This is a genomic window from Sulfitobacter sp. HI0129 (assembly GCF_001635395.1).
Classification (GTDB): domain Bacteria; phylum Pseudomonadota; class Alphaproteobacteria; order Rhodobacterales; family Rhodobacteraceae; genus Sulfitobacter.
In genome coordinates this window covers 1-22,229 of the sequence record NZ_LWGH01001124.1, presented here as the reverse complement: position 1 = coordinate 22,229, position 22,229 = coordinate 1, and the positions used below count along the sequence as shown (strand labels likewise).

General features: G+C 65.5%; 23 protein-coding genes. 13 read left to right on the top strand and 10 right to left on the bottom strand.

Annotated features, from left to right (window positions below; translation table 11 throughout):
• Nucleotides 1–29 precede the first annotated feature (29 nt).
• Entirely contained in the window at nt 30–611 is a 582-nt protein-coding gene (locus A3764_RS23610; protein WP_067928360.1) for a retropepsin-like aspartic protease family protein, read from the top strand.
• 27 nt (nt 612–638) lie between these two features.
• Here A3764_RS23610 and A3764_RS23605 read toward each other — a convergent pair whose 3' ends face one another.
• Entirely contained in the window at nt 639–1,112 is a 474-nt protein-coding gene (locus A3764_RS23605; protein WP_067928357.1) for a DNA polymerase III subunit chi, read from the bottom strand.
• A gap of 6 nt (nt 1,113–1,118) precedes the next feature.
• The gene (locus tag A3764_RS23600) at nt 1,119–2,591 is read right to left on the bottom strand and encodes a leucyl aminopeptidase (protein WP_067928355.1); all 1,473 of its coding nucleotides are present in this window, start codon (nt 2,589–2,591) and stop codon (nt 1,119–1,121) included.
• A gap of 136 nt (nt 2,592–2,727) precedes the next feature.
• Between A3764_RS23600 and lptF the strand changes: the two genes are divergently transcribed.
• From lptF to A3764_RS23565, 7 genes are all read left to right on the top strand, one after another.
• Entirely contained in the window at nt 2,728–3,852 is a 1,125-nt protein-coding gene (gene lptF, locus A3764_RS23595) for an LPS export ABC transporter permease LptF (RefSeq protein WP_067928352.1), read from the top strand.
• On the top strand, nt 3,849–4,946 hold the full coding sequence (gene lptG, locus A3764_RS23590) for an LPS export ABC transporter permease LptG (protein ID WP_067928349.1): 1,098 nt from the start codon (nt 3,849–3,851) through the stop codon (nt 4,944–4,946). The genes lptF and lptG overlap by 4 nt, the downstream gene beginning before the upstream one ends.
• A 1-nt stretch (nt 4,947) precedes the next feature.
• The gene (locus A3764_RS23585) at nt 4,948–7,104 is read left to right on the top strand and encodes an LPS-assembly protein LptD (RefSeq protein ID WP_067928346.1); all 2,157 of its coding nucleotides are present in this window, start codon (nt 4,948–4,950) and stop codon (nt 7,102–7,104) included.
• Nucleotides 7,092–8,330, top strand: coding sequence for a peptidylprolyl isomerase (locus tag A3764_RS23580; protein ID WP_082866027.1), 1,239 nt, complete (start codon nt 7,092–7,094; stop codon nt 8,328–8,330). Before A3764_RS23585 ends, A3764_RS23580 begins: the two co-directional genes overlap by 13 nt.
• Entirely contained in the window at nt 8,327–9,301 is a 975-nt protein-coding gene (pdxA, locus tag A3764_RS23575) for a 4-hydroxythreonine-4-phosphate dehydrogenase PdxA (protein WP_067927010.1), read from the top strand. The genes A3764_RS23580 and pdxA overlap by 4 nt, the downstream gene beginning before the upstream one ends.
• Complete coding sequence (gene rsmA / locus A3764_RS23570) at nt 9,298–10,173, top strand: 16S rRNA (adenine(1518)-N(6)/adenine(1519)-N(6))-dimethyltransferase RsmA (RefSeq protein ID WP_067927007.1); 876 nt, start codon at nt 9,298–9,300, stop codon at nt 10,171–10,173. Before pdxA ends, rsmA begins: the two co-directional genes overlap by 4 nt.
• A 164-nt stretch (nt 10,174–10,337) precedes the next feature.
• Entirely contained in the window at nt 10,338–11,234 is an 897-nt protein-coding gene (locus tag A3764_RS23565; RefSeq protein ID WP_067927003.1) for a DMT family transporter, read from the top strand.
• A gap of 177 nt (nt 11,235–11,411) precedes the next feature.
• Here the strand turns inward: A3764_RS23565 and A3764_RS23560 are convergent, their stop codons facing one another.
• The 3 genes from A3764_RS23560 to prfA all read right to left on the bottom strand — a co-directional run bounded on the left by A3764_RS23560 (nt 11,412) and on the right by prfA (nt 14,243).
• Nucleotides 11,412–12,131, bottom strand: a complete 720-nt coding sequence (locus A3764_RS23560; RefSeq protein WP_067927000.1) for a DUF4167 domain-containing protein — start codon at nt 12,129–12,131, stop codon at nt 11,412–11,414.
• Nucleotides 12,132–12,348: 217 nt separating this feature from the next.
• Nucleotides 12,349–13,191: a peptide chain release factor N(5)-glutamine methyltransferase gene (prmC, locus tag A3764_RS23555; RefSeq protein ID WP_067926996.1), complete on the bottom strand. Its 843-nt coding sequence runs from the start codon at nt 13,189–13,191 to the stop codon at nt 12,349–12,351.
• Nucleotides 13,188–14,243 carry a peptide chain release factor 1 gene (prfA, locus tag A3764_RS23550; protein WP_067926993.1) on the bottom strand — a complete coding sequence of 352 codons (1,056 nt, stop codon included), beginning with the start codon at nt 14,241–14,243 and terminating at the stop codon, nt 13,188–13,190. Before prfA ends, prmC begins: the two co-directional genes overlap by 4 nt.
• 60 nt (nt 14,244–14,303) lie before the next feature.
• Here prfA and A3764_RS24395 point away from each other — a divergent pair, with 60 nt between their 5' ends.
• Complete coding sequence (locus tag A3764_RS24395; protein WP_443069116.1) at nt 14,304–14,606, top strand: hypothetical protein; 303 nt, start codon at nt 14,304–14,306, stop codon at nt 14,604–14,606.
• Here the strand turns inward: A3764_RS24395 and A3764_RS23545 are convergent.
• The 3 genes from A3764_RS23545 to A3764_RS23535 all read right to left on the bottom strand — a co-directional run bounded on the left by A3764_RS23545 (nt 14,544) and on the right by A3764_RS23535 (nt 17,176).
• On the bottom strand, nt 14,544–14,951 hold the full coding sequence (locus A3764_RS23545) for a DUF1499 domain-containing protein (RefSeq protein WP_067926990.1): 408 nt from the start codon (nt 14,949–14,951) through the stop codon (nt 14,544–14,546). The genes A3764_RS24395 and A3764_RS23545 overlap by 63 nt on opposite strands.
• Nucleotides 14,952–15,038: 87 nt before the next feature.
• Entirely contained in the window at nt 15,039–16,007 is a 969-nt protein-coding gene (speB, locus tag A3764_RS23540) for an agmatinase (RefSeq protein ID WP_067926989.1), read from the bottom strand.
• A complete protein-coding gene (locus A3764_RS23535) occupies nt 16,007–17,176 on the bottom strand; it encodes a M20 aminoacylase family protein (protein WP_067926987.1) in 1,170 nt (389 codons plus the stop codon). Before A3764_RS23535 ends, speB begins: the two co-directional genes overlap by 1 nt.
• Before the next feature lie 63 nt (nt 17,177–17,239).
• Here A3764_RS23535 and mazG point away from each other — a divergent pair, with 63 nt between their 5' ends.
• The 4 genes from mazG to A3764_RS23515 all read left to right on the top strand — a co-directional run bounded on the left by mazG (nt 17,240) and on the right by A3764_RS23515 (nt 20,986).
• On the top strand, nt 17,240–18,052 hold the full coding sequence (mazG, locus tag A3764_RS23530) for a nucleoside triphosphate pyrophosphohydrolase (RefSeq protein ID WP_067926984.1): 813 nt from the start codon (nt 17,240–17,242) through the stop codon (nt 18,050–18,052).
• A gap of 77 nt (nt 18,053–18,129) precedes the next feature.
• Entirely contained in the window at nt 18,130–19,071 is a 942-nt protein-coding gene (locus A3764_RS23525) for a nucleoside hydrolase (RefSeq protein ID WP_067926982.1), read from the top strand.
• Nucleotides 19,068–19,517 carry a GNAT family N-acetyltransferase gene (locus tag A3764_RS23520; RefSeq protein WP_067926979.1) on the top strand — a complete coding sequence of 150 codons (450 nt, stop codon included), beginning with the start codon at nt 19,068–19,070 and terminating at the stop codon, nt 19,515–19,517. The genes A3764_RS23525 and A3764_RS23520 overlap by 4 nt, the downstream gene beginning before the upstream one ends.
• Nucleotides 19,518–19,570: 53 nt before the next feature.
• Nucleotides 19,571–20,986: a protein adenylyltransferase SelO gene (locus A3764_RS23515; protein WP_067926975.1), complete on the top strand. Its 1,416-nt coding sequence runs from the start codon at nt 19,571–19,573 to the stop codon at nt 20,984–20,986.
• A 39-nt stretch (nt 20,987–21,025) separates the two neighbouring features.
• Here A3764_RS23515 and A3764_RS23510 read toward each other — a convergent pair whose 3' ends face one another.
• Both A3764_RS23510 and A3764_RS23505 read right to left on the bottom strand, forming a co-directional pair.
• Entirely contained in the window at nt 21,026–21,922 is an 897-nt protein-coding gene (locus A3764_RS23510) for a DMT family transporter (protein WP_067927019.1), read from the bottom strand.
• Between the two features lie 91 nt (nt 21,923–22,013).
• The coding region (locus A3764_RS23505; RefSeq protein ID WP_201722513.1) for a hypothetical protein at nt 22,014–22,229 on the bottom strand (216 nt) is incomplete at its 5' end.

Sequence of the window (22,229 nt, the reverse complement as noted above, 5' to 3'; positions counted from 1 at the left end):
GGGGCAGCGCAACGCGAGGAAGACCGCCCATGGCCGAGATCGAAACCGGACGCCTGATCTATCTCATCCTGCTGCTGGCCATGGTCGCCGGCTGGTTTTTCATGCAATCGCGCGAAGGGCTCAACAAGACGATGCAGCAGGCCGCCATCTGGGGGCTGATCTTTGTCGGGGCCGCCGCTGCCGTGGGCCTGTGGCAGGACATTTCCAGCGACCGGCGGACCAGCGGCGCGCAATTTGCCAGCGATGGCACCATCGTCGTGCCACGCAGCCGCGACGCGCATTACTACCTCACGCTTTCGGTGAACGATACGCCCATCCGCTTCGTCGTCGATACCGGCGCTACCGACATGGTGCTGACCCGGCAGGACGCGGCACGCGCGGGCCTCGACCCCGAAGCGCTGAACTTCACGGGCCGCGCTTTTACCGCCAATGGCGAGGTGCGCACCGCCTTCGTTCGGCTCGACACGGTGACGCTGGGCAATGTGACGGACCGCAACGTTCCCGCCGTGGTGAGCGAGGGGGAGATGAACCAATCGCTGCTCGGCATGGGCTATCTGCAACGCTGGGGCCGGATCGAGATCACGGAGGGCGAGCTGCGCCTGTCCCGCTGAGCCGCTGGCGATGACGCCGACGCGCGGTCAGCCCGCGCCGCCGCTTTCGGCCTTCATCTCCCAGCGTCCGCTTTCTTCGGACCAGTATTTCGCCGCCAGTCCCGCCGCCGTCAGGCTGCGCCACTGGGTTCGCGCCTCATCCACCGCCGCGGGGTCGAAACCGTCGAACAGGATGCAGACGCGTACGAAATCTTCTGCCTCCGTCGCGGAGACGCCCGCCCCGTCCACCGCCATCAGGCATTTGGCCCCGTTGGGATTGCCGGGCTGCGTTGTCAGCAGCACCGGCTGATCGGCGTCGCCCGCCTCGCCCGTTGCCAACCCATGGGCGAGGAAACTGTCGGGCGGGCCCTGCCAAAGTTGATCGTCCAGCGCGGCGAGGCGCTGGGGATCGCTCCCCCGCACCAGCGCGCGCCAGCCGTTGGCCTGCGTCTTGTGCAGCAGCATGGCCAGCGTTTCACCGACCGGCCGCTGCGTCAGATGGTAGAAAAAGACCGCGCCCATCAGAGCCTAGTCCGTTTCGTAGCCGTCCGCGATCATCCGGTTCAGCGCGGCAACCCCCCAGCCCGTGGCCCCCTTGGGGGCGAGCGGCGTATCGTTCTTCACCGATGCCACCCCCGCGATATCGAGGTGGATCCAGGGCGTGCCGTCCTGAACGAAGCGTTTGAGGAACTGCGCGGCGGTGATCGACCCGCCCGCACGACCGCCGATATTCTTCATGTCCGCGATACGGCTTTTCAGCAGGTCATCGTAGCCCGAGCCCATGGGCATCCGCCACGCGCCTTCATTCTCCGTCCGGGCGGCCTTCAGGAAGCTGTCGCAGAAGGCGTCGTCGTTAGAAAAGACGCCCGCGTTCTCATGGCCGAGGCCGATGATGATGGCCCCCGTAAGGGTTGCAAGGTCGATCATGCCAGCGGGCTTGAAGCGTTCCTGCGCGTACCACATCACATCGCAGAGCACGAGCCGGCCCTCAGCGTCGGTATTGATCACCTCGACCGTGTCGCCCTTCATCGACGTGATCACGTCACCGGGCCGGATCGCATTGCCCGATGGCATGTTTTCCACGATCCCCACGAGGCCCACGACGTTGGCCTTGGCCTTGCGCAGAGCCAGCGTGCGCATTACGCCGGCAACGGTGCCCGCGCCGCCCATGTCCATCGTCATGTCTTCCATGCCGTTGCCGGGTTTCAGGCTGATGCCGCCGGTATCGAAGACGACGCCCTTACCGATCAGGGCCAGCGGCGCGCTGTCTTCCTTGCCGCCCTTCCACTGCATGACGACCACGTGGCTGGGGCTGACGGAGCCCTGCCCGACCGAAAGAAGCGTGCGCATCCCCAGCTCTTCGAGCTGGGCCTCATCCAGCACCTCGACTTCAAGGCCGAGCGATTCCATCTCCTTCAGACGCTCCGCGAAGGAGGAGGTCGTCAGCACGTTCGCGGGCGCATTAATGAGGTCACGGGTGAAGAACGCACCACCCGCAACGGCCAAGAGCGGGTCCGCCGCTTCGGACACGGCATCGGGCTTGGCGCACATCACCGTGACCTTGCCGCCTTTTTCTGCAGGCGAACTCTTGTGATCGGTGAAGTCGTAATCCCGCATCGCCACGCCGAAGACGACTTCGGCAAGGCGCCGGTGATTGCCCCCCAGCACCAGAAGATCGGAGGTGCCCCGCGCCTTGGCCAGCGCAGCACCCGCCTTGCGCGCGGCCTGCACATCCGCGTTCTTGGGCAGGATCGCCACATCCACGCCTTCGGCGGCCATGCCGGAGGGATAGGCCAGCGACAGCACCTGCCCCGGCTTCGCCTTTGCAAAGGCCGCGCCTTCGGTCATCCGTTCCAGTGCGCCGCGCATCAGCTTGTTCACCCGGCGGGCACCCGTATCCATGCGTCCTTCGGGGTCCAGCAGCACCGCGACCCGGCCTGCGTGGCCGGCGATGCGGTCGATATCGGTCTCTTCGAAGGAAATGGGGGTCAGATCGGTCATTCGGGGTGCCTCTCGCTTGATTTCGCCCAAGACCTAACCCGCCATCGGGGGAGTGGCCAGATATGAGTTTAACGGCCCCGCGAGATCCGCTAACATTCGCGAAAAATGCGCAGGCAGCAGGAAGTCGGGGAATACAGTGGCACGAATAGACCGCTACATGCTGTCGCAGCTCCTCGTTCTGTTCGGCTTTTTCGCGCTGGTGCTCGTCGCGCTGTTCTGGATCAACCGGGCGGTGCTGCTGTTCGACAGGTTGATCGGCGACAACCAGTCAGCCATCGTGTTCCTTGAATTCACGGTGCTGGGCCTGCCCAAGCTGATCACCACCGTCCTGCCGATCGCGGCCTTTGCGGGCTCTGTCTATGTGACCAACCGCATGTCGGGCGAATCCGAAATGGTAGTGCTGCAATCGACGGGATCGGGGCCGTGGCGGCTGGCGCGACCGGTTTTCGTCTACGGGCTCGTCGTGGCGGCGATGATGTCGATACTGACCCATTTCCTCGTCCCGCTGGCACAGGACCAGCTGACCCGGAGGGAGGCCGAGATTTCCCGCAACGTGACTGCACGCCTCCTGACGGAGGGCGTCTTTCTGCATCCCGCCCCCCTCGTGACCTTCTACACCCGGCAGATCGACGCCGACGGTGTGCTGCGGGATGTCTTTCTTTCGGATCGGCGGAATTCGGCGCAAGGCGCCATCTATACCGCCGCCGAAGCCTACCTTGTGCGCAACGGTTCGGCCACGACGCTGATCATGGTGGACGGTCTGGCCCAGCGGCTCAGCACCGCGGACAAGCGGCTTTCGACCGCCAAGTTCAAGGATTTCTCCTTCGATATCTCGGCGCTGGTCTCGCGGGATTCGGAGCGCACCCTTTCGATCCGCAACCTGACCACGCCGCAGCTGATCACCGGCTGGGACGCGCTGGCCGAGAAGGCCGGCGAACGGCTGGGCGACGTGGCCGAGGAGGTGCATTCCCGTTTCGCGCAACCGCTCTTCTGCCTGATCGCCGCGTTGATTGGCTATGCCACGCTGATGGTCGGTAGCTATTCCCGTTTCGGCGTCTGGCGCGAAGTTGTCGTGGCCTTCGGGCTGCTCATCGCCATCGACGGCCTGCGCGGAACGCTCGTGGATACCGTGCGGGGCGATGCGGCGCTCTGGCCGCTGATGTATCTGCCCTCGCTGGTTGGGGGGCTGCTGGTCGTGGTGATGCTGACCCTTGCCTCATATCCCGCGCGCCGGGTGCGGCGCAAAAAGGCCGCCGCATGATCCTGCATATCTATTTCGCGCGCCGTTTCGCGATGAGCTTTCTGTTCATCACCTTCGTGCTTTTCGCGCTGGTGATGCTGATCGACATGGTAGAACAGACGCGCAAGTTCGGTGAATACGACATCGGCTGGCAAGGCATTCTGGGCATGACGCTGTTGAATGCGCCCGAGACCATCAACCTGATCCTGCCGCTCATCGTCATATTGGCGACCATCGCGCTTTTCATCTCGCTTGCGCGGTCGTCGGAACTGGTGGTGACCCGGGCTGCCGGGCGTTCCGCGCTCAAGGCGCTGATCGCGCCCGTGACCGTCGCGCTGATCATCGGCGTTCTTGCGGTGAGCATGCTCAACCCCATCGTGGCGGCCACGGGCAAGCGCTATCTGCAACTGTCCGACAGCTATCGCAACGGCGGTGGCTCCGCCCTGTCGGTCAGCGAAGAAGGCTTATGGCTTCGGCAGGGCGGCGAAAGCGGACAGACCGTGATCCGTGCGCTGCGGTCGAACGCCGATGCGTCGCTGCTGTTCGACGTGACCTTCCTGACCTATGCGCCCGGCGGCGGCCCCGTCCGTCGGATCGAGGCCGAGAGCGCGCAGCTTTTTCCCGGGGCTTGGCTGCTCAAGAACGTGAAATCATGGCCTCTGATCTCGGGCATCAATGCCGAGGGCAATGCCAAGACTTCCGAAGAGCTTACGCTGCCCTCCTCGCTCACGCTGGACCGCATCCGCCAGACCATCGGCACCCCCGGCGCGGTTTCCATCTATGATCTGCCGGAGTTCATCCGCCAGTTGGAACAGGCCGGCTTCAGCACCCGCCGCCATCAGGTCTGGATGCAGGCGGAACTGGCGCGCCCCTTCTTCCTTGCGGCGATGGTTCTTGTTGCGAGCGCCTTTACCATGCGCCATACCCGTTTCGGCGGGACGGGCGTCGCTGTCCTGACATCTGTGCTTCTGGGGTTCGGCTTGTATTTCATTCGCAGTTTCGCGCAGATTCTCGGAGAGAACGGCCAGATCCCCGTTCTGCTGGCCGCATGGGCCCCGCCGCTGGCGGCGATGCTGCTGGCGCTCGGTTTCCTGCTTCATGTGGAGGACGGCTGAGATGAAAGCGTTTTCCCGCAAACTCGCCACAGCGTTCGTGCTGCTCTTCCTCCCGCTTGGCCTGTCTGCCCAGCAGCGTGAGGATGCCGCCGTTCTTGTGGCCGATAATCTCTTCATCACACCCCAGCGGGTTCTGGTGGCCGAAGGCAATGTGGAGGCGTTCCAGAACGGGACGCGCCTGCGCGCCTCGGCGATCCGCTACGATCAGGAAGCGGGCGCCTTGTCCATCGAGGGGCCGATCCTGCTGACCGAGGGCGAGGAGACGACGATCCTTGCGGATGCGGCTGAGCTGGATGCCGACCTGCGCAACGGCCTGCTGACCGGCGCGCGGCTCATCCTGAACGAGCGGTTGCAGCTTGCCGCGCTGCAGATCAACCGGGTGGATGGCCGCTACAGCCAGCTTTACAAGACCGCCGTGACCTCCTGCCGGGTCTGTGGCACGGGCGAGCCACCGCTGTGGCAGATCCGGGCCAAACGGGTGGTCCACGACGAGGAGGCGCAGCAGCTTTATTTCGACGAGGCGCAGTTCCTCATCCGCGATCTGCCGGTTTTCTACCTGCCCCGGCTTCGCCTGCCGGACCCGACGCTGGCGCGGGCCACCGGTTTTCTGACCCCGTCGATCCGCACCACCTCTGAACTGGGAACCGGGCTGAAACTGCCCTATTTCATCAAGATCGGCGATCACCGTGACCTGACGCTGACGCCCTATCTCTCGTCGAGCACGAAGACGCTGGAACTGCGCTACCGGCAGGCTTTCGTGAACGGGCGTATACAGTTCGACGGCGCGTTCAGCGACGATGACGAACGGCCCGGCGATACCCGCGCCTATCTCTTCGGCACCGGCGCCTTCGACCTGCCGCGCGACTACAAGCTTTATTTCGATATCGAGACGGTCAGCGACCGTTCATACCTCGCGGATTACGGCTATTCCGACAAGGACCGCCTGACCAGTGAACTGACCGTCAGCCGGACCCGCCGGGACATCTATCTGCGCGGCAGCCTCTATAATTTCGAGAGCCTTCGCCAGGGGGAGGTCAACGATACCCTGCCCACCGTGGTGGTGGACGGCGAATACGAGCGCCGCTTCTTTCCCCGGCGGCTGGGCGGCGAACTGCGCTTTGGCCTGAAGGTTCACAGCCACCGGCGCAATTCGGACCTCGACCGGGACAGCAATGATCCGGACCTTATCGTCGACGGGCGGGATGTGGCGCGGTTGAACGGACGTGCGGAATACCTCCGCCGCTTCGTGCACCGCTCGGGCCTTGTGGCGGACCTGCGCGCGGGGGCCACCTTCAACGTCTTCGACATCACACAGGATATCACCTTCGACCAGAACCATTCCGAAATCGCCCCGCAGGCAGCACTCGCCTTCCGCTATCCGCTCATCCGGCGCGAAGCCTCGGGTGCGACGCAGGTGCTGGAGCCGGTCGTGCAGCTGGGGTGGGTCGGCAACCGCAGGCTGGCGATCCCGAACGAGGAAAGCACGCGGGTCGAATTCGACGAAGGCAATCTGCTCGCCTTGTCCCGTTTCCCCGCGCCCGACCGGCGCGAACGCAAGGGCACCGTCGCGCTCGGCGTCAACTGGGCGCGCTCCGTTCCGGGGGCCTTCGAAACCCATGTGGTGCTGGGTCAGGTCCTGCGCGAAGACGCGGACCCTGCCTTTACCGTGACATCGGGGCTCGACGGGCCGCGATCGGACTTTCTGCTCGCGGCCCAGATCGCCAGCGCCGGGGGGCTGGCGGTGACCGGCCGAGGCCTCTTCGACGAGGATTTCGATTTTGCAAAGGCGGAATTGCGCGGCGACTGGACTTTCCCGCGCGGCAGCCTCGGCGGCAGCTTCCTATGGCTCGGGATCGACCCGGCGGAGGACCGCTTCGAGGAGGTCTCGGAGGTGAGCCTCGATGCCACCTATGACATCAGCCGCCACTGGGCCGCGGCGGCCGACCTGCGCTATGACGTGGCCGACAGCCGCGCTGCCAACGCCGCCCTCGGCCTCAGCTACAATAACGAATGCGTCTCGGTCGACCTTTCTGTACGCCGGCGCTATACCACCTCAACGAGCCTCGAACCCACTACGAGCCTTGGGCTGAACATCGGCCTGCGCGGGTTCTCGGCCTCAACCGAAACGGAAAGACTGGTACGGTCATGCGCGAAATAATCTCACGATTCCTTGGCCGGGCGATGCTGCTTGCCTGTCTGGTCTCCGGGCCTGTCCTGATGGCAGGGTCCGTGACGGCCCAGAATCTCTTTGCCCCGGTCGCCCAGGTCAACGACGCGCTGGTGACCGAATTCGAAGTGCAACAGCGCCAGCGGTTCCTGCAGGTGCTGAACGCACCCAATGCCACCCGCGAAGCCGCGATCGAGGCACTGATCGACGACCGCCTTCGCGCCGCGGCCGCCGCCGAGGCGGGTATTTCGCTGACGGATGAGCAGATCAATGCAGGCTTGGAAGAATTCGCCAGCCGCGCCGATCTTTCCCGGCAGGAATTCGTCGCCGCACTGGCGCAGGCCGGCGTGGCGGAGGAGACTTTCAGGGACTTCGTGCTCATCAACCTTGCGTGGCGCGATCTGATCCGCGCGCGCTATGGCCCGCGCGTCCAGATTTCGGATGCCGACATCGACCGTGCGCTGGGATCCGCCGGCACCAGCGGTGGTTTGCGCGTCCTGTTGTCGGAGATCATCATCCCCGCCCCGCCCCCCCGTGCCGCAGAGGCCGCCCGGATCGCGGAGCGCATTTCCCAGACCAGATCGGTGGATCAGTTTTCCGCCTTTGCGCGGCAGTATTCGGCCACGCCGTCGCGCGATCAGGGCGGTCGCCTGCCCTGGACCCCGGTTGAGCAGCTTCCGCCCGCCATTCAGCCGCTGATCATGGCGCTGGCCCCCGGAGAAGTCACCGCACCGCTGCCGATCCCGGGCGGCATCGCGCTGTTCCAGTTGCGCGACATCGAGGAAACCGGCCGCCCGCGGCGTGAATATTCCGCCATCGATTATGCCGCCTATTACATCCCCGGCGGTCGCAGCCCCGAGGCCTTGGCCCGGGCGGCGGAGATCCGTACGCAAGTCGACCGTTGCGATGACCTCTATGGCGTGGCCAAGGGACAGCCCGAACAGGTGCTGAGCCGCGTCACGAAGGCCCCGGCAGAGATCCCGCAGGATATCGCGATCGAACTGGCAAAGCTCGATCCCGGCGAAGTATCGACGGCCCTCACGGGGAGCGACGGGCGTACGCTGGTCTTTCTGATGCTCTGCAGCCGGACGGCAGCCGTGAATCAGGAGGCTGACCGGGATCAGGTGGTGGGGGCGCTGCGGCAAAACCAGTTGCAGGGCTACTCCGACCAGCTGCTGGAACAACTGCGCGCCGACGCCCGCATTTCACGGCAATGACCACAGGTCCGTCGCTGCCGGTCGTCCTGTCCTGCGGCGAACCGGCGGGCATCGGCCCCGAGGTCGCAGCGCGCGCCTGGGCAATTTTGGCCGCGGAACTGCCAATGCTCTGGCTCGGGGATCCGCGGCATCTGCCGCAGGATATTCCGCACCGTCTCGTGACTGATCCGGCAGAGGCCGCAAGCCCTTCGCCCGACGCCTTACCTGTTCTGCCGATGGATTTCGGCCCCCCCGCCCAACCGGGGCAGCCTGATGCCGCGCATGCGCCGCATGTCATCGCCGCCATAGACAAGGGGGTCGCACTCGTCCGCAGCGGGGCGGCATGCGCGCTTTGCACGGCACCTATTCACAAGAAGGCGTTGATCGACGGCGCCGCTTTCGCGCATCCCGGCCATACCGAATATCTCGCCCATCTCGCGGGGGTGGAGGATGTCGTGATGATGCTCGCGTCCGAATTGCTGCGCGTCGTACCCACAACCATCCACATCGCGCTGGAGGAGGTGCCAGCGGCACTGACGTCCCAGCGGCTGCGAAAGGTGATCGAGATCGTCGAAGCCGGATTGAAGAGTCACTTCGGCCTTTGCGCGCCCCGCCTCGCGGTAGCGGGGTTGAACCCCCATGCCGGTGAGGGCGGCGCCATGGGTCGGCAGGAACTCGACTGGATCGGCCCGCTGCTGACCGAAATGCGCGGCGAGGGCTTCGATCTTTCGGGCCCCCTGCCTGCGGATACAATGTTCCACGCCGCCGCGCGCGCGCGCTATGATGCCGCGATCTGCATGTACCACGATCAGGCTCTCATCCCGATCAAGACGCTCGATTTCGACCGGGGCGTGAATGTCACTCTGGGGCTGCCCTTCGTCCGGACCTCCCCCGACCACGGGACAGCCTTCGACATTGCCGGGCGCGGCATCGCCAATCCGACAAGCATGGTGGAGGCGATCCGCCTCGCCCACCGGATGGGCACGGCATGAGTGCCATCGACGATCTGCCGCCCCTGCGGGAGGTGATCGCCCGGCACGGCCTTTCCGCGCGCAAGGCGCTGGGGCAGAACTTCCTGCTGGACCTCAACCTGACGGCCAAGATCGCCCGACAGGTCGGTGACCTTTCCGAGTGCGACGTGCTGGAGATCGGCCCCGGCCCCGGCGGTCTGACGCGGGGGCTGCTGTCCGAAGGGGCGCGCCGGGTGCTTGCGATCGAAAAAGACCCACGCTGCATTCCCGCCCTCACCGAAATCGCGGAGGCCTATCCCGCGCGCCTGCAGGTCGTCGAAGGCGACGCGTTGGAGATCGACCCGCTCGGCTATCTTGCCCCGCCCATCCGGGTCGCGGCCAACCTGCCCTACAACATCGGCACCGAACTGCTGGTGCGCTGGCTGACCCCTGCAGAGTGGCCCCCGTTCTGGGAAAGCCTGACGCTGATGTTCCAGCGCGAAGTGGCCGAACGCATCGTCGCACAGCCCGGCAGCAAGGCGTACGGCAGGCTCGCCATCCTCGCCCAGTGGCGCAGCGAGGCGCGTATCGTCATGCAACTGCCCCCGGGGGCCTTCACGCCGCCGCCCAAGGTGTCCTCCAGCGTCGTCCACCTCAAGGCCCTGCCGGAGCCGCGCTTTCCGGCGGATGCGCAGGTGCTGTCGCGCGTGGTGGCAGCCGCCTTCAACCAGCGGCGCAAGATGCTACGCTCCGCGCTCAAATCGCTGACCCCGGATATCGAGGACCACCTTCGTGCCGCAGGCCTCACACCCACCGACCGGGCGGAGCAGATCACGCTCGAAGGTTTCTGCGCATTGGCGCGCGAGCTTGCGCCGCGGATGGGGCAAGGCGTGGGCCGCTCCCCCGAAAAGTAAAAGGCCCAGCTATCGGGCCAGCCCGTCGCACTTCGTTGTGCAGGTGAGCGATACCAAGCTCACAGTCGTGGAGTGGTATCGTTAGAAAGCGAGAATATGCTTGACCTCAGGTTAGGTTGAACTCCAACGCTTGTCCTGACCTGAAAAATTAGGGCGCGCGTTTTTTGACATCACTCTGGATATTTGCAGCTATCGGAACGGCTGCCTGTTTCGCGATTTCAAGTCTTCTTGCCTACGATGCGGCCCGGACATTGGGCGCGATAGTTTTCAGTTTTTTGCGAATGTCGTTAGTCGCAGTCGGCTTTGCCGTACTGGCCCTTACCTCGGGTTTCGACACCTCGCTCAGCTTAACAGATATCTCGTTGCTGGTTTTGTCGGGCATTCTAGGCGTCTTTCTTGCGGATACACTGCGCTACGCGTCATTGGCGCGTATTGGACCGGCCCTTCAATCCTTGTTGAACACGACCACTGCGCCTTTTGCGTTGGTTCTTGGATTTGTGATTTTGGGGCAGGTCGTCAGTGAACTTGCTCTTTTCGGCACTGCCATCGTGTTTGGCGGTCTCGTCTTAGCTATTTTTTCGCGTAACTTCGCTGCGCTAACGCGTTTCTCGGGGGAAAGAAGCAACGTGACTGGCGGCGTCCTTTTTGGCTTGGCATCCGCACTTTCACAGGCAGGAAGCGTCCTTATCGCAGCGCCCGTCATGCTTGACGGAGCGGATCTGGTTTCGGCGACATTCATTCGATCTCTGGCCGGATCGCTCAGTCTGCTGCTACCTGTGGTCCTGTCTGCGGAAAGGAAAGCGCAGATTGGGTCAATGCCGAAACCGGTCGTTGGTCAGGTGTTTTTGAGCGCAGCAATTGGCACCGGGCTGGGAATGACTTTGCAACTCTACGCCCTGAGCAGTGGTCCGGTTGGCGTCGTCTCCACACTCGCCGCGACGACTCCTCTGATCATTTTGCCCCTGATCTGGGTTCTGGGCAAAGCACGCCCTCCCGGCTTAGCTTGGATCGGCGCAATTTGCGCGGTTGCAGGGGTAACGCTGATCGTCAATGCAGGATGATCTGGCCCAGCGATGCCGAAAAAGAGCGGCAGCTCCGTCCGCGCGGCGGACGTTGAGGGCAGGCTCACAAATATTTTCCTCGAAGCCTTAGCCTACTGCGGCGTCACACTTACAAGAGTCTTCACCGTAGGCTCCACCACGAATCGCAAAGGCCCCGCTATCGCGAGGCCCCCGGGGTCATTCTGCCGCTTCGTTCTGGCCGTCGCCCCCGCCCTGCGGCTTGCGCTTGCGGCGGGGCTTTTCGGGTGCGGGTTCCGAAGCGCCTTCGCCGGGCTGATCGCCGCCCGACGTATCCTGCGAAGAACCGCCGGCCTCTTCGGGCTTCGGCTTGCGCCGGGGCGCGCGCTTGGCCTTCGGCTTCATTTCGGGTGTTTCGACAAGGGTGCTGCCGTCCTGAACATCGTCCTGTCCGCCATCGTCCTGTCGGTCCCGTCCGCCGTCGTTCGACCGGTTGCCCCGGTCGCCATCCTGCCCGCCATTGCGGTCGCCGCCCTGATTGCCGCCGCCGGAGGACTGGTTGCCCTGACCGTCGCCGCCCGAGGAGCCGTTCGATTCCCGTTCCTGCCGCTCGGCGCGATCACGGTCGCGTTCGGCCTGACGTTCCCGGTTCTGGCGTTCCTGTTCCTCCCGGCGCTGATCAATCTCGCGCTGGGCCTCGCTCAGCAGGCGCAGATAATGTTCGGCGTGCTGCTGAAAGTTTTCCATCGCCACGCGGTCGTTGCTCAGCTGGGCATCCCGCGCCAGCTGATTGTATTTCTCGATGACCTGCTGTGGCGTGCCACGCACCTTTCCTTCCGGGCCGGAACTGTCGAACACACGGTTGACGACATTGCCGCCCCCCTGATTCTGGCGGTTACGGTTGTTCTTCGACCGGGATCGGGATCTGGAAGATTTCATGAAGTGATTTCAGCCTTCGGTGCTGTGGTTCGTATTGTCCGGGAGGCAAGTCGCTGCCATCTGACAGACCCGGTGATGCGAGATGTTGGGCTTGACGCCGCGCGGGACCGCCTTTGGGGGCATCCACCGCTGCAACACCCTTGAATAAGCACGGGATCGCGCGTTGAGCAAGCGCAAACTGCAAATCGGGGCCAGTTTCACGGCGCAAAAGGCGTTTTCAGGCCGGTGTATCGGCCCAGACGACCCTGTCGCGCCCATCGAGATCCTGCACGACCCGTACCCTGCCCCAGCCCGCCTGCCGGAACAGCGCGGCCACCGAAGCGCCCTGGGTGGCGCCGATTTCCACCAGAACGCGGCCCGTCGCGGTCAGATAGCCCTGCGCTTCGGAGGCGATGACTCGGTAGGCGCTCAGCCCGTCGGCACCATCGGTCAGCGCCATTTCGGGTTCGTGATCGCGCAATTCCGGCGCGACCCCGGCCATCTCCTCCTGGGCGAGATAGGGGGGATTCGACACGATCAGGTCGAACCGGCCCTCCACCTGCCCGAACCAGTCCGAGCGGATGATCGAGGCGCGGTCGGCGATGGCGTGGCGTACCGCATTGGCGCTGGCCTGAAGGCAAGCGGCCTCCGACAGGTCCGCGCCCACCCCGGTGGCCGATGGGCGTTCGGCCAGAAGGCTCACGAGGATGCACCCCGATCCGGTGCCAAGGTCGAGCACACGGGCGAAAGGCTCTGAGAGGGCAAGTTCGATCAGCGTTTCGGTTTCCGGTCGCGGGTCCAGCACGTCGCGGCTGATCTCGAAATCCCGCCCGTAGAAGGCGCGCCGCCCCACAAGCTGCGACACGGGCACCCGCACCGCACGCAGGGCCACGAGGTGTTCGTAGCGCTCGGCGATTTCCGGGGCAATTTCCTCGGGTGCGATCAATGTCACGCGCGCGGCATCGACCGAAGCGGCATGCGCCAGCAGGATGCGCGCATCCCGCGCCGGGTCAGGCACGCCAGCCGCGCGCAGCCGCGCGGCCGCCGCCGCCATGGCCTGCGCGGCGGTGGGCGCGCTCACGCGTTCATCTCGGCCAGGGCGCGGGCCTGGGCATCCGCCGTGAGCGCGTCAATGATCTCGTCCAGATCGCCCTGCATGACCGCATCGAGCCGATAGAGCGTGAGGTTGATCCGGTGATCGGTCATGCGGCCTTGGGGAAAGTTATAGGTCCGGATCCGTTCAGAGCGGTCGCCCGATCCCACCTGCGCCGCCCGGTCGGCGGAACGCGCGTCATCCATCCGGCCGCGTTCCATGTCATGCAGCCGGGCCTTCAGCACCTGCATCGCCTTGTCGCGGTTGCGATGCTGCGACTTTTCCGAAGAGGTCACGACGATGCCGGTGGGCAGATGGGTGATGCGCACGGCGGAATCGGTCGTGTTCACGTGCTGGCCGCCCGCGCCCGACGACCGCATGGTGTCAATCCGCAGGTCGGCGGGATCGATCTGGATATCGACGTCCTGCGCCTCCGGCAGGACCGCCACGGTGGCGGCGGAGGTGTGGATGCGTCCGCCGCTCTCGGTTGCGGGCACCCGCTGCACCCGGTGCACGCCGCTTTCGAATTTCAGCCGGGCAAAGACGTTCTGACCCGTCACATGGGCCACGATTTCCTTCACCCCGCCCAGTTCGGTCAGCTGCTGTTCGATCAGGTCGAACCCCCAGCCGCGCAGTTCGGCATAGCGCTGGTACATGCGCAGAAGGTCTGCTGCGAAAAGCGCCGCTTCCTCCCCGCCGGTGCCGGGGCGGATTTCCAGCATCGCAGGCTTCGCATCGGCGGCGTCGCGTGGGAGCAGTGCAAGCTGCAGCGCCGCCTCGGCTTCCGGCAGGGCCGATTTCAGGCGGGGCAGCTCCTCCTGCGCAAGCTCGGCCATCTCCGGATCTTTCAGCAAGGCCTTGGCCTCCGCCATATCGTCCAGAAGCTGACGATAGGCGTCGATCTGCTCGACCACGGGTCGCAACTCGGCATATTCCCGGGCAAGGGCCGCGTAATCGCCCCCGTCGGAGCCCGACGCCATGGAGGCCTCCAGAAACTGGAAGCGCCGGGTGATCTGTTCTAGTCGGTCCATGGGGATCATGCGGTTCTGTCGCTGATAGAAGTACTTTGGTCAAGGCCCGGCGCATGCTAGGATCGCGCCATGCCACGCAGTGCCCAAACCCTCTGCGCCATGCTTTTCATGGCCACTGTCGCCCCGGTCGCGGCGGATGTGACGGCCCCCTCGGGCCGGACGATCGATTGCTATTGCACCGACCGCAGCGGCGCACGCGTTGAACTGGGCGAAACGATCTGCATGCAGGTGGACGGGCGGATGTTCATGGCCCAGTGCCAGATGTCGCTCAACGTGCCGATGTGGCGCGAAGTGCAGCAGGGGTGCCTGTCATCGCGCCTCGACCTGCCCGATGACCCGGTCCAGCCGCGCGGCGTTGACGCCAAAATCTGACCGCCCGAACCTGAGCCGACCATACAGCGCCACCCCATCGGGGCGCCGCTCCAGCGTCGTGTAGTCGGGAAACCCCATGACCCGGCTGCGGGTGACATAGGTAACGCGACCGGCCTCGGGCGAGCCGCTCAGCACGCGGGTCCGTGGGAGCGCCCGCATCTCACGGTCAAGCCGCGCCATCAGATCGCTGCCGCCCTGCAGGATACGCACCGCGCTGCCTTCCCCATCAGCATCCGCCCCTGCGGTCACGGGCCGATGCCAATAGGCGACGTCCGACGGAGCAAACCGCACATAGAGCGCGATCGCCAGAGCTATTCCCAACATGGCCCATATGATCCACCCCATGGTCTTCACCCTTTCTCAAATACTCATGCCCTGCGCTTCAACGATATCCGACGCCGAAGGGGTTGAACAACGCTTGACCGCTCGCCCCTATTTACCGGCCCGCATCCGCGCGCCCAGCAGGCACAGGATCTCCGTCGCCACATGCGCCCCGGCAATGGCGGTGGCGCCCGTCGTGTCGAAGGGGGGCGAAACCTCCACCACATCGCCGCCACGGATGTTGATGCCCGCAAGGTCCCGCAGCATGATCGCGCATTGCGCGCTGGTCAGACCGCCCCAGACCGGCGTGCCCGTACCGGGCGCAAAGGCCGGATCCAGCGCATCGATGTCGAAGGTCAGGTAACAGGGCCTGTCCCCCAGAACGGATTTGATCTTTTCCACCGCCGCTGCCGGTCCCTTTTCATGCACTTCGCGCGCGTCGATGGTTGTCACCCCCATGGTATCGGGGTTGGTCGTGCGGATGCCCACCTGAACGGAGGTCGCCGGATCGACGATGCCGCTTTTCACGGCCTTGTAGAACATCGTGCCATGGTCGATCCGGTCCATGTCATCGTCCACCCAAGTGTCGGAATGGGCGTCGAACTGGAGCAGGCTGATGGGGCCGTGTTTCTCCGCATAGGCCTTCAGGATCGGAAAGGTGATGTAATGATCCCCGCCCAGCACGACGGAGGCCGCGCCCGCCTCCAGGATGCCACGGATATGGTCCGTCAGCGCGGCAGGAAAGCGGCTCACATGGCCATAGTCGAAGGCAAGATCGCCGTAGTCCGCGATGGCGTATTCGCTCAGGACGTCGAAATCCCAGCCATAGGGCGGATCATAGGGCTGCAGGCTGCTCGCCTCGCGGATCGCGCGCGGGCCCAGCCGCGTGCCGGTCCGGTTCGTCACCGCCTGATCGAAGGGTACGCCGGTCACGGCGATATCCACACCCGTCAGATCCTTGGTATAACGGCGGCGCAGGAAAGACGTGGCACCCCCGAACGCATTCTCGAAACTCGGGCCTTTGAGGTCTTCGCGCGTAAAGGCCTGATCCACCTGGCTCTTGGCGTCCTCCAGTCCCATCACTTGCCTCCCACGGGCTGGGCGCGTTCCACGATCCGCGCAAAGAAGGACGCGCCCACCGGGGCGACCTCATCGTTGAAATCATATTCCGGATGGTGCAGCCCGGCCCCGTCCCCCTGCCCGAGGAATAGATAGGCCCCCGGGCGGCGCTCCAGCATATAGCTGAAATCCTCGGCTCCCATGACGCTTTCGACGGCATCGTCCACCGCTTCGGCCCCGGCCACATCCCGGGCGGCCTCGGCTGCGAAGCGGGTCTGCTCGGCCGCGTTGATCGTCGCGGGATACCCGACCTCGTAAATCAGTTCCGCCGATACGTCATAGCTGGCGGCCTGCCCGTCCACGATCTGCTGCAGACGACGCATGACCATGGCCTGCACGTCCTTGTCAAAGCTGCGCACCGTGCCGTTGATATAGGCGGTTTCCGGGATCACGTTATCCGCCGAACCGGTGTGGATCTGGGTGACCGAGACCACCAGTTCCTGCGTGGCCTTGTGGTTTCGGCTGACGATCGTCTGGATCGCCTGTGCCATGCCGCAGGCCGCCACGATAGGATCGCGTGTCTCATGCGGGCTGGCGCCGTGACCGCCGTGGCCTGTGACATGGATATGGAAGGTATCGACCGCGGCCATGATCGGCCCCGGCGTGGTGAAGAACCCGCCCAGTGGGAGGTTCGGGGCGTTGTGCAGGGCATAGACTTCCGCGATGTCGAAACGCTCCATGATGCCTTCGGCCACCATCGCCTCCGCCCCGCCGCCGGTTTCCTCGGCGGGCTGGAAGATCAGCGCCACCCGGCCGCGGAAATTGCGCGTCTCGGCAAGGTAGCGCGCGGCGCCCAGCAGCATGGTGGTGTGGCCGTCATGTCCGCAGGCATGCATCTTGCCCGGATGGCCGCTCGCATGGTCGGCGCCGGTCGCCTCAGCGATGGGCAGCGCGTCCATATCCGCGCGCAGTCCGATGGTCGGTCCGTCGCCCTGCCCGTTCAGGATAGCCACCATGCCGGATTGCGCGAAACCTTCGTGCAGCTCGTCCACGCCGAATTCGCGCAGGCGTTCGGCGACAAAGGCGGCCGTCTTCGGCAGGTCGTTGCCCAGTTCCGGTATGGTATGCAAATGCCGCCGCCAGGCTTTCATGTCGGGCGCAAAAGCGGCTATGCGGTTCACGATGGGCACGTCTGGACTCCTTGGCCGGGGTTTGGTCAGGTCGCATCTGACACCGAAGCCGCGGAGGCCGCAATGCCACAGGACCCGATTTTTGATCAAAAGCCGGGAATAGAACGACTGCTCGCCATCATGCGCCGCCTGCGGGATCCTGAAACCGGCTGCCCGTGGGATATCGAACAGGACTTCGACAGCATCGCCCCCTACACGATCGAAGAAGCCTATGAGGTCGCCGACGCCATCGAACGCCGCGACTGGCCGGACCTCGAAGGGGAGTTGGGCGATCTGCTGTTGCAGACGGTCTATCACACCGCCATGGGCGAGGAGCGCAACCTGTTCTCCTTCCAGTCGGTGGCCGAAGCGATTTCGGACAAGATGATCGCCCGGCATCCGCATGTCTTCGGCGATGAAAGCCGCGACAAGTCCGCCGAACAGCAGACCCGCGACTGGGAGGCGATCAAGGCCGCCGAACGCGCGGACAAGGCTCAGGGCGGCACGCTGGACGGGGTGGCCGTGGGGCTGCCTGCCCTTCTGCGCGCCTACAAGCTGCAAAAGCGCGCCGCCCGCGTGGGCTTCGACTGGCCCGCGACCGACCACGTGATCGACAAGATCGCCGAAGAGGCCGCCGAACTCGTCGAGGCGCGCGACAGCCTGTCCCACGCGGAGGTGGAGGAAGAGTTCGGCGACCTGCTCTTCGTGATGGCCAACCTCGGGCGGCATCTGGGTGTCGAACCCGAAGCGGCGCTGCGCCGCGCCAACGCCAAGTTCACCCGCCGGTTCGAAGGGGTGGAGGCGCGGCTGGCGCGGTTGAGCAAGACACCGCAGGACAGCACGCTCGAAGAGATGGACGCGCTCTGGGACGCGGAAAAGGCAGCGGAACGCGGCTGACCCCGCCCCGCGCGGGCAGAGCGGCTGGACAAGCCACCCCCCATGCGGCAAGGCTCCGCCCAACGACAGGACAGCATATGACCCCGCGCAAGATCATCATCGACACCGACCCCGGGCAGGACGATGCCGTGGCCATCCTGCTGGCACTGGCCAGCCCCGAAGAGATCGAGGTGCTGGGGATCACCTGCGTCGCGGGCAACGTGCCGCTGGAACTGACCGCGCGCAATGCCCGCATCGTCTGCGAACTGGCGGGCCGATCCGATATGCCCGTCTTTGCCGGCTGCGACCGGCCCCTTGGCCGCGCGCTGGTGACCGCCGAACATGTCCATGGCAAGACCGGGCTGGATGGCCCCAGCCTGCCCGAACCCACCATGGCGCTGGCCGAAGGCCACGCGGTGGACTTCATCATCGCGACCCTGCGCCAACATCCCCCGGGCAGCGTGACGCTCTGCCCTCTCGGTCCGCTCACCAATATCGCGACAGCGCTCCAGCGCGCGCCCGACATCGCGGAACGCATCGCCGAGATCGTCCTGATGGGCGGCGGCTATTTCGAGGGCGGCAACATCACCCCGGCGGCCGAGTTCAACATCTACGTCGACCCGCAGGCCGCCGATGCCGTCTTCCGCTGCGGCGCGCCCCTCGTGGTGATGCCGCTCGATGTGACGCACAAGGCGCTCGTGACCAAGCCGCGCAACGATGCCTTCCGCGCGCTGGACACCCCCGTGGGGCTTGCCGTGGCGCAGATGACCGACTTTTTCGAGCGGTTCGACAAGGAGAAATACGGCTCCGAAGGCGCACCGCTGCATGATCCCTGCGTGACGGCCTATCTCATTTCGCCCGATCTCTTCTCGGGCCGCCACATCAACGTGGAGATCGAGACGACTTCGGAACTCACTATGGGAATGACAGTCGCCGACTGGTGGCGGGTTACCGACCGTGCGCCCAACGCCACCTTCGTGGGTGATATCGACGCGGACGGCTTCTTTGACCTGCTGACCCGAAGGCTCGCCCGGCTATGAGCGCGGCAATCACCCTTGCAGCGCCTGAGCATCTCGACAGGCTCGTGGCCCTTGTCACGGCATTTCACGCAGAGGCCGGGATTATCATGAGCGATGAGGCGCGCCGCGCAGGCCTCGCCCCCCTGCTGGAGGGCATCCCCCATGGTGCCGCCTACCTCATCGGCCCGCCCCGCGCGCCCATCGGCTACGTGGTGATCACCTTCGGCTGGTCGGTGGAATACGGCGGTCTCGACGCCTTCGTCGACGAGATCTTCGTGCGCCCCGGCGTGCGCGGGCGCGGCATCGCCTCCGAAGCGCTCATCGCCCTGCCCCGTGCGCTGGCCGCGGGCGGGCTGAAGGCGATCCACCTCGAAGTGGCGGCGGACAATGAAACCGCCATCGCCCTTTACCGCCGGTCGGGCTTCACGCACCGCGAGGGGCGGCTGCTGATGTCGCGCAAGCTCTGACAAGCGCGCACTGCGAACTGGCAGAACCGCCGGGCCGCCCCTATATCTGGGGCATGAGTTATGCAGCCCCCTTCGACAACACCTATGCCACCCTGCCAGAGGGTTTTTACACGCGGATCGAACCGACCCCGGTCCGCGCGCCCCGGCTTCTGGCCTTCAACCACGGCCTCGCGGCAGAACTCGGCCTGCCAAAGGCGGAGGACAGCACGCTGGCGGCGATCTACTCGGGCAACGAAGTGCCCGAAGGTGCCGCCCCGCTGGCGCAGCTTTACGCCGGGCACCAGTTCGGCAATTTCAATCCGCAGCTGGGCGACGGCCGCGCCATCCTTTTGGGCGAAGTACGCATGCAAGACGGCGGCCGCCGGGACATCCAGCTCAAAGGCTCCGGCCCCACGCCCTATTCGCGCATGGGCGACGGTCGCGCATGGCTGGGTCCGGTGCTGCGCGAATACGTGATATCGGAGGCGATGCGGGCCATGGGCGTGCGCACCACCCGCGCCCTCGCCGCCGTCGCCACCGGAGAGGCGATCTTTCGCGAGGCGGGCGCCCTGCCCGGTGCGGTCCTCACCCGGGTGGCTCGCAGCCATCTGCGGGTCGGCACCTTTCAGGTTTTCGCCCACCGCAAGGAGAAAGAGGCGCTGCGCACCCTCACGGATTATGCCATCGCGCGCCACTATCCCGATGCCAAAGGTCCGCTCGACCTGCTGAAGGCAGTAAGCGAGGCGCAGGCCGATCTGGTGGCGCATTGGCTGTCGCTGGGCTTCATCCACGGCGTGATGAACACCGACAATTGCTCCATCGCCGGGGAAACGATCGACTATGGGCCCTGCGCCTTCATGGATGCCTTTCATAACGGGCGGGTCTATTCCTCCATCGACCGGCAGGGCCGCTATGCCTACGGGGCCCAGCCCGACATCGCGGTCTGGAACATGGCGCAACTGGCGACCGCGCTGATTGCGCAGCTGGACGACCCGCAAGCCGCGGTGGAAGATGCCACGGCGATCCTGCATGAGATGCCCAAACGGCTGGAGTCTGCATGGCTGCAGCGCTTCGCGGCCAAGATCGGCATCACCACACCGCGTGAGGGCGATCTCGACCTCATCCAGCGCCTGCTCACCCTGATGCAGACGGATGGGGCGGATTTCACCAATACCTTCCGTGCTTTGGGCGAGGGTACGGCGCGCGATCAGTTCACCGACCGGGAGGCATTCGATGCCTGGTCACGGGATCACGCCGACCGGATTGAGGCGGAACCCGATCCCGAAGCGCTGATGAACCGGGTGAACCCCGCGATCATTCCCCGCAACCACCGGATGGAACAGATGATCGAAGCCGCCGTCGCGGGCGACATGGCACCGTTCGAACGGCTGATGAAAGCCCTAGCGACGCCTTATGAGGCCAGCGATCCGGACCTCGCGCGCCCACCGCGCGAGGATGAAATCGTTCCCGCCACCTTCTGCGGCACCTAAGGGAGGGGCCGCGCGCCCCTTCACCCTTTCACAAATACTCTATCCCGCCGCCGCGATCCGGGGTCTGCGGTTGATGAGATAGATCCCCGCCGCCACCAGCACCAGCGCCGCCCAGACCGACGGGGCCACGTTCTCGGACAGCAAAAGCCAGCCGAGCAGCACGGAAAACACCGGCGACAGGAAGCTGAAAGAGGCGACCGAGGCGGCGGGATAGATCGTCATCAGCCAGAACCACGCCAGGAATCCGAGGCTCGCAACCGCCACCGTCTGAAAGCCCAGCGCGGCCACGTGGATCACCTCCACCTCGCGCAGCAGCGGCCCGAAGGCGGGTGCGGCGAGGAGCAGCAGCGGCGCGGAAACCCCGACCTGGCAGATCAGCTGCTGCGCCGGCGGGATCGTGACCAGCCGCGTCAGCCGGACCGACAGCGCGATGGCCGCCCAGCACAGCGCCGCGGCGAGCGCCAGCAGATCGCCCGCCCAGCTTACGGCGGCGCCACTCCGGTCGCTCAGCGCCAGTGCAACACCCGCCATGGCCAGTAAAAGCCCCAGCCCGCGCAGGCCTGAAACCCGCTCCCCCGGCAGAAGGAAATGCGCGGCGAGCGCCAGCCAGACAGGCATGGAATAGAAGATCACCGAGGCACGCGAGACACTCGTGAGGTCAAGCGCTAGGAAAAGGCAGAAGAACTCCAGCGCGAACAAAACCCCCGCCGCGAGGCCCGCGCCCCATGCCGCGCGCGGGATACCCACGGGGATGCCACGCAGCCACATCCAGAGCAGCAGCACCAGAACGGCCCCGGCGGACCGGGCACCGGCGGCGAAGACCGGGTTGAACCCTTCGTTCGTGACCTTGATGACGACCTGATTGAACGCGAGATGCAGGGCGAAGGCGATGAGCGCCGCCGCGCCGAAGGCATCCATATGCGTCTTGCGCTCCATCCCGACAGAAGCGCGGGGAAAGCGCCGGATGTCAATGCGATGCGCGTGCCCTCCCATCCTGCGGGGAAGCACGCCGCTGGATCGGGCCACCCTATGCCGGGGCCCGATCCGATGTCTTCATGTAAGGCTTAAGCAGCCTGCTGACCGCCCGGCCTGCGGCCACCACCACCGCGGCGACGCTTGCGGCCACCGCCGGGCTTGCCGCCCGCGCCCTGTGCGCCGTCGCCGCCCCCGCCACCGGGACGACCGCCGCCCGGTCTGCCGCCGCGACCACGGCCACGCCCGCCCCGGCCCTTGGGCTTGTCGG